Here is a 14286-nt window from a genome sequence, read left to right on the forward strand (position 1 = left end):
CGCATGACATCGAACCCGTCGCCCTTTGCGCATCGCTCGAAGCGAACCGCGTGCTTACTGCCCCAGCGCACTCATCAGCCTGACCCGGCTCAACGTTTCCTCGGTGCGCGCCTGGGCGAGCGAATCCTCGGCCGCGAGCAGCGTACGCTGCACCTCCAGCGTATCGATGAACGCCGATTCGCCGCTGCGCCACGACCGGTTGATCTGCGTATACGCATCACGCGCATTCGACACCGCGCGCTCGAGGCGCTCGGTCCGGCCGTGATTCCGGGCGGTCGCGGCCGCCGATGTCTCGACGTCGCCGACGGCCGTCAGCACCGCCGTGCGATAGGCGGCGAGTGCCTGGTCGGCCTGTGCGCGCCGCAACGCGACGACGCTGCGGCGCCGGCCGCCGTCGAACAACGGCGCGCTCGCGCCGGCGCCGGCCATCCACGCGAGCGAACGCGCGAGCGACGCGCCCGAGAAACCGTCGATCGCCGCGCCGATCACGCCGATCAGTTGCAGGTGCGGCTTCAGGTCGGCCTCGGCGACGCCGATGCGCGCATAGGCCGCGACGACGCGCGCCTCGGCCGCGCGCACGTCGGGCCGCCGGCGCAGCAGGTCGGCCGGCGTGCCGATGCCCGGCGCGGCGGCGGTCCACACCGGCGCGGGCGCGGGCGGGTCGAGCCGCGCATAGATCGCCTGCGGCGTCGACGCGGTGATGATCGACAGCCTATGGATCGCGGCTTGCCGCTGCAGTTGCAGCGCGGGCAGCTCGGCCAGCGTCGTTTCCGTCTGCGCGGTGGCGCGGTCGACGTCGGCGGCCGGCACGACGCCGGCGTCGAACAGGCGCCGTGTCGATTCCTCGGTGCTGCGCTGGCTCAACGCGTTGGCCTCGACCAGCGCGAACCGCTGTTCGAGGCCGCGCACCGTCACGTAGGTGCGCACGGTTTCGTCGATCGTCGCGATCCGCACGGCCGTCGCATCGTTTTGCGCCGATGCGATATCCGCGTCGGCTGCCGACACCCCCTGGCGGATGCGGCCGAAGATGTCGATTTCCCATGCGAGGCTCGCATTCAGGTCGAACGCGTTGCCGGTCGTCGGCGTATCGGTCGGGAACGCCTGCGATGCGGAAAGCCGCTGACGGCTGGCGCCGGCATTCAGGTCGACGGACGGGAACCATGACGACGCCGCGCCGATCCGCACCGCGCGGGCCGCATCGATGCGCGCGACGGCCGCCTGCAGGTCCAGGTTGTTCGCGAGCGCAGTGTCGACCAGCCGGTCGAGGATCGGATCGTGGAAGCCATGCCACCACGCGCCGGTGTCGGCGGCCGGGCCGCTGGCCGCGAGATCCGCGTTCGCAAAGGTCGCGGCCAGCGGCGGCGGCGTGACGGTGGCGACCGGCGCGCTCGTGCAGGCGGTCAGGACGGCCGCTGCGGACAGCGCGGCCACGAGTCGAACGAACTTCATTGCACAGCCTCCGTCGCGACGGCTGCGACAGCGGTCTTGCGCATCGCGAGCCGGCGAACCATCACATAGAACACGGGCGTAAACAGCAGCCCGAAGAATGTCACGCCGATCATCCCGAAGAACACCGCCGCGCCGACGGCCTGGCGCATTTCCGCGCCCGCGCCTTCGGAGATCACGAGCGGCAGCACGCCGAGGATGAACGCGAGCGACGTCATCACGATCGGGCGCAGCCGCTGCACGCATGCTTCGACGACGGCCTCGACGAGCTCGGCGCCGTCGGCCTCCAGCTGTCTTGCAACCTCGACGATCAGGATCGCGTTCTTCGCGGCGAGCCCGACCAGCACGATGAAGCCGATCTGCGTGAGGATGTTCACGTCCTGGCCGAGCGCGCGCACGCCGAGCGAGGCGGCAAGCAGGCACATCGGCACGATCAGCAGGATCGATACCGGCAGGCTCCAGCTGCCGTACTGCGCGGCGAGCACCAGATAGACGAGCAGCACGCACAGCGGGAACACGAGCAGCCCCGTGTTGCCGGCCGTGGTCTGCTGATAGGACAGATCGGTCCACTCGAACGAGATGCCGGGCGGCAGCACCTGTTTCGCCAGTGTTTCCATCGTCTTGATCGCGAAGCCCGAGCCGAGGCCCGGCGCGGTATCGCCGTTGATTTCGGTGGCCGGATACAGGTTGTAGCGCGGCGCGCGATCGACGCCGAGCATGTCGTCGATACGCGTCACGCTGCCGATCGGCACCATCTCGCCGTCGCGATTGCGCACCTTCAGCCGCGCGAGATCCGACGCGTCGACGCGGAACGGCAGGTCCGCCTGCGCGGTCACGCGATAGGTGCGCCCGACGATATTGAAGTCGTTGATATAGGTCGAACCAAAATACGTCTCGACCGCGTCGTTGATCGCCTGGCTCGGCACGCCGAGCATCTCGGCCTTCTCGCGGTCGAGTTCGACGTGCACCTGCGGGCTCGTCGCGGAGTAGGGCGTGTAGACGCCGACCATGCCGGGCGTGCGGTTCGCGGCCGCGACGAGATCCTGCGTCGCCTTCGCGAGCGCGGCGGTGCCGAGGCCGTTGCGGTCTTCGAGCCGCATCGCGAAGCCGCCCGTGCTGCCGAGACCCTGCACCGGCGGCGGCATCGCGACGACGGTCGACGCTTCGGTGATGGTCGCGAGCCGCTTGCGCATCTCGGCGGCAATCGTGTCGATCGTCAGGCCGCGCGCCTTGCGTTCCGGCCAGGGCTGGAACACCGGGAACAGGCCGGCGCTGTTCGCCGAGTTCGTGCCGGTCGCCGCGTTGACGCCGGAGAACACCGGCACGCGCGCGACACCGGGCACCGACAGCGCGATGTCCTCGATCTTGCGCGCGATCGCGCTGGTGCGTTCGAGCGTCGCGCCGTCGGGCATCCGCACGAGCACGACGAGGTAGCCGCGATCCTGAGCGGGAATGAAGCCCTTCGGGCTCGACACGAGCAGGTAGCCGGTTGCGGCGATTAGTACCACGTACAGTGCGGCCATGGCGGGAATGATCCGGACGACTTTCCGGACCAGCCGGCCATACGCATCGGACAGCCGCTGGAACAGGCGGTTGAACGCGTTCGAGAAGCGTCGCGCGACGCGCAGCGCCGGCGCGAACGGCGCGGCCATGCGGGATGTCGGCGTCGGTGCGTCATGGTCACCGGCGTGCGCTTTCAGCATCATCGCGGACAGCGCGGGCGCGAGCGTTACCGACGTGAAGAACGAGATCGCGGTCGACACGGCGATCGTCACGCCGAACTGGCGGAAGAACTGGCCCGAGATGCCGGGAATGAACGAGGTCGGCACGAACACCGCGCACAGCACGAGCGTGATCGCGAACAGCGCGCCGCCGACTTCCTTCATCGTCAGCAGTGTCGCGTCGCGCGGCCCCGCACCGGCCGACAGGTGCCGCTCGACGTTCTCGACCACGACGATCGCATTGTCGACGACGATCCCCACCGCGAGCACGAGGCCGAACAGCGTCAGGTTGTTGATCGAGTAGCCGAGCACGGCCATCGCCGCGAACGTGCCGACGAGCGACACCGGAATCGACAGGATCGGGATGATCGACGGCCGCCAGCCCTGCAGGAACAGCAGCACGACGAACACGACGAGCACGACGGCCTCGTAGATCGTCTTGACGAGTTCGTGGATGCTGTCGCCGATGAACGCGGTCGGGTTGTAGCCGATGTTGTAGACGATGCCTTTCGGGAAGTCCCTGGACAGTTCGGCCATCTTCTTCTCGACCGCGGCCATCGTCGCGACCGCGTTCGCGCCGGGCTGCTGCAGCACCTGCAGCGCGATCGTCGGGTGGCGCAGCATGTAGCTGTCGGTCGCATACGCGAGGGCGCCGATTTCGACGCGTGCGACGTCCTTCAGCCGCACGAGCCTGCCATCCTTGCCCTGCTTGACGACGATGTCGCTGAAATCCTCGGGACGCTTGAGCCGCCCCTCGAAGATCAGGTTCGGCTGGAATGCCTGGTTCGTGATCGGCGCCTGCGCGACCACGCCGCCCGCGAGCTGCGTGTTCTGCGCGCGTACCGCGGCGATCAGGTCGGCCGGGCTCAGGCCGAACGACGCGACGCGCTCGGGGTCGAGCCAGATGCGCATCGAGTATTCGCGCGCGCCGAGCGCGTTGATGTCGCCGACGCCTTCGATCCGCTTGAGCACGTCCGCGACGTTGCGGATCGCATAGTTCGATACGTACAGCGGATCGTAGCGCTGGTCCGGCGAGTACAGGAAGATCGTGCCGAGCTGCGTCGGCGACGACTTGCGTACCGACACGCCGCTGCGCTGCACCGGTTCGGGCAGGCGCGGCGTCGCGAGCGCGACGCGGTTCTGCACCAGCACCTGCGCCTTGTCGACGTCGGTGCCGGGCTTGAACGTCGCGGTAATGTTCAGGCTGCCGTCCGACGTTGCCTGACTGTACATGTACAGCATGTCTTCCACGCCGTTCACTTCCAGTTCGATCGGCGTCGATACCGTTTGCGAGACCGTTTCCGCGGAGGCGCCCGGATAGGTCGCCTGGATCACGACGGTCGGCGGCGCGATGTCCGGATACTCGGACACCGCGAGCGAGAAATAGGCCAGCGCACCGGCGATCGTCAACACGATCGACAGGACGATCGCGAGCACCGGCTGCTGGACGGACAGGCGGCCGAGGTTCATTGCGCGCTCCCCATCGTGCCGCTCGCCGCGTGGGCCACCGTGGCCGCTTCGATCGCGCGCGGCACGGCCTTGACCTTGTCGCCGGCCTGCACGCGCTGGAAGCCGTCGACGATCACGGTATCGCCCGCCTTCAACCCCGCATCGATCTCGCGCAGGTTGTCGTACAGGCGGCCGGGCGTGACCGGGCGGATCGCGACGGTGCCGTTCGCGTCGACGAAGTACAGCACGCGGCGCGTCGCATCGGTCGCGACGGCCGCATCGGGCACGAGCAGCGCGTGGTGCGCGACGCGGCTCGACAGGTACACGCGGCCGAACTGGCCGGGGCTCAGGCGCCGGTCCGGATTCGCGACGCGTGCGCGCTGGCGCAGCGTGCCGGTCGAGTCGTCGAGGCGGTTGTCGACGAAATCCATCGTCCCCGTCAGCGACGGCCGGGCATCGCCCGGCAGCGCGATCGCGACCTGCCGCGACGACGCGTTGCCGCCGCTTGTCCGCGCTTCGCGCGTATAGCGCAGGTAACTTTCCTCGTCGACATCGAAGTAGATGTCGATCGGATCCTGCGACACGATCGTCGTCAGCACGGTCGCGTCGCTGTCGCCGCCTTTCACGAGATTGCCTTCGCTCACGAGTTTGCGGCTGATGCGGCCGGACATCGGCGCGACGATGCGCGTGAACGACAGGTCGAGCCGCGCGCGTTCGAGTGCGCCTTGTGCGCTCGTCACCTCGGCCTGCGCGCTTTGCACGGCCTGCCTGCGCTGGTCGTAGAGGCTCTGCGCGATCGTATCGGTCTTGATCAGGATGCTCGCGCGCTCGAAATCCTGCCGGCTCAGCTTCAGTTGCGACTGCGCGCGTTCGAGCGCGCCCTGCGCGGCGGTGACGGCCGCCTGGTACGGGCGCGGGTCGATGACGAACAGCAGGTCGCCCTTGCGGACGGTCGCGCCGTCCTGGAACGCGACCTTGTCGAGATAACCGCTCACGCGCGGACGCACGTCGACGGTGTCGACCGCTTCGAAGCGGCCGGTGTAGACGTCGACGTCGTGGACGTCGCGCACGACGGGCGCACTGACGATCACGTTGGGCGTCGCGGCCGGGGCCTTGTCGTCCGACTGGCAGCCGGCCAACGCGACGAGCGCGGCGAGCGGAACGGCGGCCAGCACGGCCGATCGCGCGATGCGTTTCAATCCTGGATATCGGTTCATATGCGTACGAGATGTCGAGTGGGGCGCGTGGCGCCGGACGGTGCGAAGTATCGGGCGCGGCGCGCGGCGGATAAACGGACGAAGCGGCATAAGAACTTGTACTGCGCAGTCACGAATCGCTGCCTGCATCGGCGACCGGCGAGCCGGTTTCGCGGAGCACGGCGAGCAAGCGGAAGGGCAGCGACGACGCGCGGCCCGAATGCCTGTTCAGGCGATTCGGGCCGGCCATGCGGAGGGGGCGGACGCGCGATTGCGCGTATCGGAAGGCGTGCTCGCTTGCACGCCGACGTGGCTCAATGCCCGCGATAGATCGAGTCGCGGCCGTTGACCGACATCGCGCGGCCGGATTCGCCGGCCGTGCGGGTTTCGCTGCCGTAACCGGTCGTGTTCGCGGCCGGGGTGGCGTTCGGGGCGGATTGCGCGACGGCGTTTTCGCGCACACGCTGTTCGGCGGCGAGGATCGCGGCCGGATACTGGTTGTGGTCCAGCGCCGGGGTATAGCCGACGGCCGCGAGGCGGGCCATCTCGGCCTTCACTTCGGCGCGGGTCAGCTGATGGTCGGCCTGCTGCGCGAACGACAGCGCCGGTGCGGCAAGGATCAGGGCGGCAAGGGTGGAAGAAACGAGCGTTTTCATCATGGGTACCTGTGTGGTTGAGTGAGCCGCAACCAACATCGACCACGTCGATGTCGTTGCGCGTGCAGCCAATATAGGTACGCCGACGCCCGGGAAAAACGGCTGCCGGACCAAATCATTTTTGATTCTGCGTCACGAATCGAACGTGAATTCGGTCGGCAGCCTTGCCGGCCGGGCGTCTGGCCCGAACAGTGGCTAGGGGCCGGTGATCGAAACAGGCCGCCAATCGGCCCATTAGACCTCGCGGGACTCAAGTGTGTCGAATTCCGTCTTGGACAGACTTAACCGGTCTCCCTAGACTGAACTCGCTTTCCTTTACTCCCTGGAGAAAATCATGAGTCTCAAAGACAAGCTGCCCGGCAACAAGATCCTCGGTTTCGGTACCGCCCCGCTCGGCAACATGTTCCGCGACATCCCCGACGCGGAAGCCGCGGCCACCGTCGAAGCCGCGTGGCAACACGGCATCCGCTATTTCGATTCGGCCCCGTTCTATGGCGCCGGCCTGGCGGAAATCCGCCTCGGCGACGCGCTCGCGAACCATCCGCGTGACGAGTACGTGCTGAGCACGAAGGTCGGCCGCGTGATCCTCGACGAAATCGAAGACGTGTCGGCGCGCGATCTCGGCGAAAAGGGCGGCCTGTTCGAACACGGCCGGCCGAACCGCATCGTCAACGACTACTCGGCCGACGCGACGCTGCGCTCGATCGAGGACAGCCTGAAGCGTCTGCGCACCGACCGCCTCGATATCGTGTGGGTGCACGACATCGCGCAGGACTTCTACGGCGACGAATGGCTCGCGCAATTCGAAGTGGCGCGCAAGGGCGCATTCCGCGTGCTGAGCAAGCTGCGCGAGGAAGGCGTGATCAAGGCGTGGGGCCTCGGCGTGAACCGCGTCGAACCGATCGAACTGGTGCTCGACCTCGCCGAACCTCAACCGGACGGCATGCTGCTGGCCGGCCGCTACACGCTGCTCGATCATGAGCGCGCGCTGCAACGCGTGATGCCGGCGGCGGCCGCGCAGAACGTCGGGATCGTCGTCGGCGGCCCGTACAGCTCGGGCGTGCTCGCGGGCGGCACGCACTTCGAATACCAGAAGGCGTCGCCGGAAATCCTCGCGAAGGTCGACCGGATCAAGGCGATCGCCGCGCGCTACGACGTGCCGATCAAGGCCGCCGCGCTGCAGTTCTCGATGTCGCATCCGGCGACCGTCGCGGTGATCCCGGGCGCGAGCCGTCCGGAGCGGATCGCGGAAGACCAGGCCGCGCTGAACGTGGCGATTCCGGCCGACTTCTGGCGCGAGATGCGTGAACAAGGCCTGATCGCGGCCAATGCGCCGCTGCCGACCGATCGTTGATCCTGAAAGGTGATGACATGGCACAGGCACATGCAAGTATCGAGATCGCGGCTTCGGCCGACACGGTCTGGCAACTGATCGGCGGCTTCGGCTCACTGCCCGACTGGCTGTCGTACATTCCGGCCAGCGAGCTGAGCGAGGGCGGGCGCGTGCGGCGTCTCGCGAATCCGGCGGGCGATGCGATCGTCGAGCGGCTGGTTGCGTTCGACGAAGCGGAGCGCAGCTATACGTACGCGATCCTCGAAGCACCGTTTCCGGTCGTGAACTATCGCTCCACGCTGCGCGTGCGCGAGAACGGCCCGAACGCGTCGAAGGTCGAGTGGTCCGGCACGTTCACGCCGCACGGCGCGACCGACGACGAAACGATCCGGCTGTTCCGCGGCATCTACGAAGACGGCCTCGCGGAACTGGCGAAGCGCTTCGCGGTGGCCTGACGGCGACACGTCGCATCGTGTGACGGAGGCGGGGCGTCCGGCTCCCGCCACGCCTTCGCCGCGGGTGTCGCCTGCGGCGAAGGCTTGGGCGCAGGTGTGAGCGCGTCGGCGTGGTTCTACACCGACGGGCCGCCGCCATCGGCGTGCAGCTCGTCGATCAGCAGCCGCGCGCCCGGCGAGATCGGCGCGCCCTTGCGCGTGACGAGTTCGTAAGGCTCGCTGCGCGAACCGATCCGCAGCGGCAGGATGCGCGTCATGTCGTGCCGCGCGAAGAATTCGGCGACGTCGATCGACACCAGCGCGACGAACGACGGATTGCCCTGCAACAGCGCGAGCGTCGCGAATGCCGACGTCGTTTCGAGCAGATGCGGCGGAAAGCGGATGTCGGCTTCGAGGAATTCGCGTTCCAGGAGCAGCCGCATCGGCATGTTCGCGCGATACACGACCCACCTGTATTCGGCGAGGTCGCGCAGCGCGAGCTTCTTTGCGCCCTTGAGCGGATGGCGCACGTTCGCGACCACCGCGAGCGTCTCGTCCTGCAGCTTCACGCTGTCGTAGAGCTGTGGCGTGCGGCTGATCGTCGTGCGGCAGATTGCAAGATCGAGCCGGCCTGCGTCGATCTCGCTCAGCAGCGCTTCGCTGGTGTCCTCGACGATCTCGACGGACATCTCCGGATGGCGTGCGACGAGCGTCGAGATCGCATCGGTCAGCCGCGGCACCGCGCCCATGATCACGCCGACGCTCACGCGCCCGCCATGTCCGCGCAGGATGCCGACGATTTCCTCGCGCAGATGTGCGAGATCGGTATGAATCAGCCGCGCGTAGCGGATCACGCAATCGCCGACCTCGGTCGGTTCGAGCCCGCGGTTGGTGCGATTGAACAGCGGCGTGCCGAAGGTCGTCTCGATCTCCTGCAGCGCCTTGCTCGCGCCCGGCTGCGTGAGCGCGACCTGCTGCGCGGCCTTGAGCAGCGAGCCCTGGTCGGCGAGCGCGATCAGCAGGCGCAGCTGCTTCAGGTGAAGGCGGGAAATGATGGAGTGAAGCGGCGGGGTCATGGATGTGACGAAAAGTTATACCGGTATCACGTCCCGTCAATTGTCTCGACGATTGCGATTCCTTATGCTGGCCCGTCGAGCCTTTTTATCAAGCTGTTTTTGGATGGGTGAACCGGGATGCCGCCGACGTGCGGCGGAAAGCGGGTGCACTCACTATAACTTGAACTTATTGCCGTGTCGATTGCGGTCGCACCCGGACGACACGCGCTGGATGCCAGGAGCGAAGCACACATGGATCTGAACATCGAAGGCCGCTGGGCGCTGGTTTGCGCGGCCAGCAAGGGGCTGGGCAAGGGGTGCGCGCAGGCGCTCGTCGCCGAGGGCGTGAACGTCGTGATCACCGCGCGCGGCAGCGACGCGCTCGACGCGACCGCCCGCGAACTGCGCGCGCTCAACCCGGCCGTCACGGTGGTGGCCGTGGCCGGCGACATCACGACGAGCGCGGGCCGCACGGCGGCGCTCGCGGCCGCGCCGCAAGTCGACATCCTCGTGAACAACGCGGGCGGCCCGCCGCCGGGCGATTTCCGCGAATGGACGCGCGACGACTGGATCGCGGCGCTCGACGCGAACATGCTGACGGCGATCGAGCTGATCAAGGCGACCGTCGACGGGATGACCGAGCGCGGCTTCGGGCGCATCGTCAACATCACGTCGAGCGCCGTGAAAGCGCCGATCGACGTGCTCGGCCTGTCGAACGGCGCCCGCACGGGGCTGACCGGCTTCATCGCGGGCATCGCGCGGCAGAAGCGCATCGCGGCGCGCAACGTGACGATCAACAACCTGCTGCCGGGGCTGTTCGATACCGACCGTCTGAAGAAGGCGACCGAAGCGTCCGCGCAGGCAGAAGGGACGGACTACGAAGCGACGCGTGAAGCGAAGCGCCGCAACGTGCCGGCCGGGCGTTTCGGCACGGCCGACGAATTCGGCGCGGTCTGCGCGTTCCTGTGCAGCGCGCACGCCGGTTACCTGACCGGGCAGAACGTGCTGCTCGACGGCGGCGCATATCCGGGCACGTTCTGATCGCGCGGCGTTCGTCGCGGGATGCCCGGGCCGCACGGTGCGCCCGGGCATGGCTTGCCCGCGTTACTTGATCACCAGCGGATTGACCGGCGCACCGGTGCCGCCGACGATCTTCAGCGGCGCGGCGGTGTACAGGAATTGCCACTGGCCGTCGCGCGCGCAATCTTCCGCGAGCGCATCGAGCAGCACGACCTCGGTGAACACGACGCCGAGGTTGCGCATCAGCGCGTTGTGTAGCGGAATCATCACGCCCGACACGGGGTCGACCGTCACTTCGTTGCCCATCGTATCGGTGACGAGGTTCGGAATCTCCATCTCGCGGAACCATTCGACGAGCTCGCGGCTGAACGTGAGCCCCGGCTCGACGTAGTCGCGATAGAACTCGGCTTCGTCGCGCTCGTAGAACGATCCGATCCAGCCGGTGCGGATCAGCAGGATGTCGCGCGGCTCGATCGTCACGTTCTGCGCGCGCGCCGCGTCGAGCAGGTCGTGATGATCGAACGTCTCGCCCTTGTCGAGCACGCGCTTGTTGCGATGGCGCGCGATGTCGATCAGCACCGCGCGGCCCGCGATACCGCGCTCGGCGATCGGCAGGATGCTCGCGCGTTCGAGGCCGCCGACCGTGCTCAGCGCGTCGTAGCCGTTCCACAGCGTATCGTCGTACCACACGTGCCCGAGCGCGTCGCACTGCGTCGAGCCCTGCACGTGCATGAAGATCACGTCGTCCGCGTATTCGACGTTGCCGTCGAAGTGCGCCTTGCCCGCGAGGAAATGGCCCTTGTCGAGCACGTTCATCCGCATCGACGGGCGCCGGCCCGGAAACAGCGGCTCGCCCTTCGCGTGGCCGATGTCCACCTGCAGCGTGAAGGTGCGGCCCTGGCGCACGGCGGCGATGCCGCGCATCACCTGTTCGGACTGCAGATAATTCAGCGCGCCGACTTCATCGTCGGGGCCCCACTTGCCCCAGTTGGTCGGCAGGCCGTCGAGCAGGCGCTTGACGTCGGGGCCATCGGCCGGTTTCTGCACACACATGTTCGTCTCCATCGTTGTGATCGACGCGAACCCGGGGGCGATTTGCCGTGCGGGCATTCGGCATCGGACGGGCGCGCCCGGTGCGGCGCGACGTCGGGCCAGTATAGAAATCGCGCCGCCCATCCGGTATTGAGAGCCGCTCATAGCGCTATGAAAAGCTGTCATGCGCGAAGTATTGACGCGGGTCGGGCGGGTTTGAAACCATCGTGGTCGATCGTGGCGGCGCTGCATGCGCGTCGACGCCAACGCATCCAGTCGATTGATCCACACAGGAAACGGAAATGAACATCGCAGGCAACTTGCTGATCGGTCAGCGCGCGCGGCGCGGCACCCAGGGCGTCACGTATGCGATCGACGCGGCGAGCGGCGAACGCATGGAGCCGGCTTTCGGCGGCGCGACCGTCGTCGATCTCGACGAAGCGTGCGCGCTGGCCTGGGCGGCCTTCGACGCGTATCGCGAGACCCCGCCCGAAGCACGCGCGCAGTTTCTCGAAGCGATCGCGGCGAACATCCTCGCGCTCGGCGATGCGCTGGTCGAGCGCTGCGTCGCCGAATCGGGCCTGCCGCGCGCGCGTGTCGAAGGCGAGCGCGGCCGCACGGTCGGCCAGTTGCGCCTGTTCGCCGGCGTGGTGCGCGCGGGCGACTACCTCGAAGCGCGCATCGATCCGGCGCAGCCGGAACGCCAACCCGCGCCGCGCCCCGATCTGCGCCTGCGTCATATCGGCGTCGGCCCGGTCGCGGTATTCGGCGCGAGCAACTTCCCGCTCGCGTTCTCGGTGGCGGGCGGCGATACCGCGTCCGCGCTCGCGGCCGGCTGCCCGGTGATCGTGAAGGCGCACTCGGCGCACCCCGGCACGTCGGAACTCGTCGGGATGGCCGTGCAGCAGGCCGTGAAAGCATGCGGGATGCCGGAAGGCACGTTCTCGCTGCTGTTCGGCAGCGGCCTTGAAATCGGCCAGGGGCTCGTGCGCGACCGCCGGATCAAGGCGGTCGGCTTCACCGGTTCGCGCCATGCGGGGACCGAACTGATCGCGATCGCGAACGCGCGGCCCGAACCGATCCCCGTCTATGCGGAGATGAGCAGCATCAACCCCGTGCTGTTGTTCCCGCACGCGCTGGAACAACGCGGCGACGCGATCGCGCAGGCATTCGTGCAGTCGCTGACGCTCGGTGCCGGCCAGTTCTGCACGAACCCCGGGCTGATCTTCGCGGTGGAAGGGCCGGCGCTCGAACGCTTCATCGCGGCGGCGGCCGGGCGGCTCGCGCAGGCGCCGGCCGCGACGATGCTCACGCCCGGTATTCACCAGGCGTTCGAGCGTGCGGTCGCGGTGTTCGCGCAGCATCCTCAGGTGCGGACCGTCGCGCGCGCCCAGGCGCCTGCCGGTGCGAACCAGGGGCAGGGCGCGCTGTTCGTGACGAGCGCCGACGCATTCCGCGAATCGAAGGCGTTGCACGAGGAGATTTTCGGCGCGGCGTCGCTGATCGTTCGGTGTCCGGACCTGAACACGATGCTCGCGCTGGTCGAGTCGCTGGAAGGGCAGCTGACGGCGGCGATTCATCTCGACGAAGCCGATTACGCGGACGCGCGCCGATTCCTCCCGGCGCTCGAGCGGCGCGCGGGCCGCGTGCTGGTCAACGGCTTCGGCACCGGCGTCGAGGTCGCGCATGCGATGGTGCACGGCGGCCCGTATCCGTCCACCGCGGACGGGCGTTCGACGTCGGTCGGCAGCCTCGCGATCCGCCGCTTCCTGCGGCCGGTCAGCTATCAGGACATGCCGGATGCGCTGCTTCCCGACGCATTGCGAACGAGCAACCCGTGGGCGCTGAACCGCCTGCTCGACGGCAAGCTCACGCTCGCGCGGTAAGCGGCGAGCGAATGGCAGGCGGGGCGTCGCGACGCACCGGCGCCCCGCGTTTTCACGGCCTTATTTGCCGACTGCCGCGACGATCTCCTCGCCGGTCAGGATCTCGCGGAAGATGCCCACCAGCGGGCGCAGGTTGACCTTGTGCCACGCGGCCCACAGCGGCGTGCGGTAGCTGAACCACGGCAGCTCGCGCAGCACGACGCCTTCCGGCACCTGGTGACGCAGGCTTTGCTGGATCATCGTCACGCCGAGCCCGGCGGCGACGAGCCCGAGCGCGGCGAGCGGCTCGGTCGCTTCCACCGAGATGTCCGGCGAAAAACCGGCCTTCGCACAGGCCGCGACGAACGCGCCGTGCCGCGGCGCGCTTTCCTGCTGCGTGACGCCGATCCACGCCTGCGCGGCAAGATCGTCGGCGACCAGCGTCTTCTTCTTCGCGAGCGGATGCCCGTCGGGCAGCGCGAGCAGCATCGGATCGTTCAGCACCATCGTCGAATCGAGTTCGGGATCGTCCGGTGCGGGCGGCTCGGTCACGAGCGCGATGTCGAGGCTGCGTTCGCGCAGGCCTTCGAGCTGCGCGGCGCAGGGATAGTTGTACAGCGCGATATGCACCGACGGGCGCTCCGCGCGCAGCGTTTTCAGCGCGCGCGGCAGCACGCCCGAGTGCGTGGCCGTTTCCAGATAGCCGATGCACAGACCGCCTTCGTCGCCGCGACCGAGCCGGCGCGCGAGCGATTCGAGCCGGTTCGCATGGCGCAGGAACGCATGCGCTTCGCTGAGGAACGTGCGCCCGTCACGCGTCAGACGAATGCGCTGCTGGCTGCGTTCGAACAGCGTCAGGCCGAGCTTCTCCTCGAGCTGCGCGATCTGGCGGCTGAGCGGCGACTGCGAAATGTGCAGGCGTTCGGCCGCGCGGCCGACGTGTTCCTCTTCCGCGACCGCGATGAAATATTGAAGCTGGCGGATGTCGAGCATGTAAGACCTTATGGGACTCAAGTGTGATGAATTATGTCTTGGACAGACTTATTCATGCAACCTAGACTGGGCGCACTTTCCTGTCC

Annotated in this window: 11 protein-coding genes; 4 read left to right on the forward strand and 7 right to left on the reverse strand. The window is 67.9% G+C overall.

Going from position 1 to position 14286, the window contains the following annotated elements; all coding sequences use genetic code 11:
• Positions 1 to 54: 54 nt before the first annotated feature.
• The 4 genes from H0X91_RS00875 to H0X91_RS00890 form a co-directional block, all read right to left on the reverse strand.
• Entirely contained in the window at positions 55 to 1449 is a 1395-nt protein-coding gene (locus H0X91_RS00875; protein ID WP_196432718.1) for an efflux transporter outer membrane subunit, read from the reverse strand.
• Complete coding sequence (locus tag H0X91_RS00880; protein ID WP_080331937.1) at positions 1446 to 4637, reverse strand: efflux RND transporter permease subunit; 3192 nt, start codon at positions 4635 to 4637, stop codon at positions 1446 to 1448. Before H0X91_RS00880 ends, H0X91_RS00875 begins: the two co-directional genes overlap by 4 nt.
• Positions 4634 to 5815 carry an efflux RND transporter periplasmic adaptor subunit gene (locus tag H0X91_RS00885; protein WP_230391138.1) on the reverse strand — a complete coding sequence of 394 codons (1182 nt, stop codon included), beginning with the start codon at positions 5813 to 5815 and terminating at the stop codon, positions 4634 to 4636. Before H0X91_RS00885 ends, H0X91_RS00880 begins: the two co-directional genes overlap by 4 nt.
• A gap of 311 nt (positions 5816 to 6126) precedes the next feature.
• Positions 6127 to 6471, reverse strand: coding sequence for a DUF4148 domain-containing protein (locus H0X91_RS00890; protein WP_006497957.1), 345 nt, complete (start codon positions 6469 to 6471; stop codon positions 6127 to 6129).
• A 331-nt stretch (positions 6472 to 6802) separates the two neighbouring features.
• Here H0X91_RS00890 and H0X91_RS00895 point away from each other — a divergent pair, with 331 nt between their 5' ends.
• A complete protein-coding gene (locus H0X91_RS00895) occupies positions 6803 to 7822 on the forward strand; it encodes an aldo/keto reductase (protein ID WP_006485206.1) in 1020 nt (339 codons plus the stop codon).
• Positions 7823 to 7839: 17 nt separating this feature from the next.
• Positions 7840 to 8256 (forward strand): SRPBCC family protein, encoded by a 417-nt coding sequence (locus H0X91_RS00900; protein ID WP_006491822.1) that lies wholly within the window; start codon positions 7840 to 7842, stop codon positions 8254 to 8256.
• A gap of 116 nt (positions 8257 to 8372) precedes the next feature.
• Here H0X91_RS00900 and H0X91_RS00905 read toward each other — a convergent pair whose 3' ends face one another.
• Positions 8373 to 9311 (reverse strand): LysR family transcriptional regulator, encoded by a 939-nt coding sequence (locus H0X91_RS00905; protein WP_006497959.1) that lies wholly within the window; start codon positions 9309 to 9311, stop codon positions 8373 to 8375.
• A 231-nt stretch (positions 9312 to 9542) separates the two neighbouring features.
• Here H0X91_RS00905 and H0X91_RS00910 point away from each other — a divergent pair, with 231 nt between their 5' ends.
• Positions 9543 to 10331: an SDR family oxidoreductase gene (locus H0X91_RS00910; protein WP_034203932.1), complete on the forward strand. Its 789-nt coding sequence runs from the start codon at positions 9543 to 9545 to the stop codon at positions 10329 to 10331.
• A 63-nt stretch (positions 10332 to 10394) separates the two neighbouring features.
• Here H0X91_RS00910 and H0X91_RS00915 read toward each other — a convergent pair whose 3' ends face one another.
• Positions 10395 to 11363, reverse strand: a complete 969-nt coding sequence (locus H0X91_RS00915; RefSeq protein ID WP_006497961.1) for a cyclase family protein — start codon at positions 11361 to 11363, stop codon at positions 10395 to 10397.
• A 281-nt stretch (positions 11364 to 11644) separates the two neighbouring features.
• Between H0X91_RS00915 and H0X91_RS00920 the strand changes: the two genes are divergently transcribed.
• Entirely contained in the window at positions 11645 to 13228 is a 1584-nt protein-coding gene (locus H0X91_RS00920) for an aldehyde dehydrogenase (NADP(+)) (RefSeq protein ID WP_077190586.1), read from the forward strand.
• Positions 13229 to 13288: 60 nt separating this feature from the next.
• On the opposite strand, the gene H0X91_RS00925 is transcribed toward H0X91_RS00920, so the two are convergent.
• On the reverse strand, positions 13289 to 14200 hold the full coding sequence (locus tag H0X91_RS00925) for a LysR family transcriptional regulator (protein ID WP_069352166.1): 912 nt from the start codon (positions 14198 to 14200) through the stop codon (positions 13289 to 13291).
• Positions 14201 to 14286: the final 86 nt, after the last annotated feature.

It is taken from the genome of Burkholderia sp. 9777_1386 (genome assembly GCF_015712265.1).
Classification (GTDB): domain Bacteria; phylum Pseudomonadota; class Gammaproteobacteria; order Burkholderiales; family Burkholderiaceae; genus Burkholderia; species Burkholderia cenocepacia.

What these genes read in the sequence shown, in the direction of transcription:
- H0X91_RS00895 (WP_006485206.1), top strand. Translation starts at nt 6,803, where the DNA reads ATGAGTCTCAAAGACAAGCTGCCCGGCAACAAGATCCTCGGTTTCGGT.
- H0X91_RS00925 (WP_069352166.1), bottom strand. Translation starts at nt 14,200, where the DNA reads ATGCTCGACATCCGCCAGCTTCAATATTTCATCGCGGTCGCGGAAGAG.
- H0X91_RS00880 (WP_080331937.1), bottom strand. Translation starts at nt 4,637, where the DNA reads ATGAACCTCGGCCGCCTGTCCGTCCAGCAGCCGGTGCTCGCGATCGTC.
- H0X91_RS00890 (WP_006497957.1), bottom strand. Translation starts at nt 6,471, where the DNA reads ATGATGAAAACGCTCGTTTCTTCCACCCTTGCCGCCCTGATCCTTGCC.
- H0X91_RS00910 (WP_034203932.1), top strand. Translation starts at nt 9,543, where the DNA reads ATGGATCTGAACATCGAAGGCCGCTGGGCGCTGGTTTGCGCGGCCAGC.
- H0X91_RS00900 (WP_006491822.1), top strand. Translation starts at nt 7,840, where the DNA reads ATGGCACAGGCACATGCAAGTATCGAGATCGCGGCTTCGGCCGACACG.
- H0X91_RS00875 (WP_196432718.1), bottom strand. Translation starts at nt 1,449, where the DNA reads ATGAAGTTCGTTCGACTCGTGGCCGCGCTGTCCGCAGCGGCCGTCCTG.
- H0X91_RS00920 (WP_077190586.1), top strand. Translation starts at nt 11,645, where the DNA reads ATGAACATCGCAGGCAACTTGCTGATCGGTCAGCGCGCGCGGCGCGGC.
- H0X91_RS00915 (WP_006497961.1), bottom strand. Translation starts at nt 11,363, where the DNA reads ATGTGTGTGCAGAAACCGGCCGATGGCCCCGACGTCAAGCGCCTGCTC.
- H0X91_RS00905 (WP_006497959.1), bottom strand. Translation starts at nt 9,311, where the DNA reads ATGACCCCGCCGCTTCACTCCATCATTTCCCGCCTTCACCTGAAGCAG.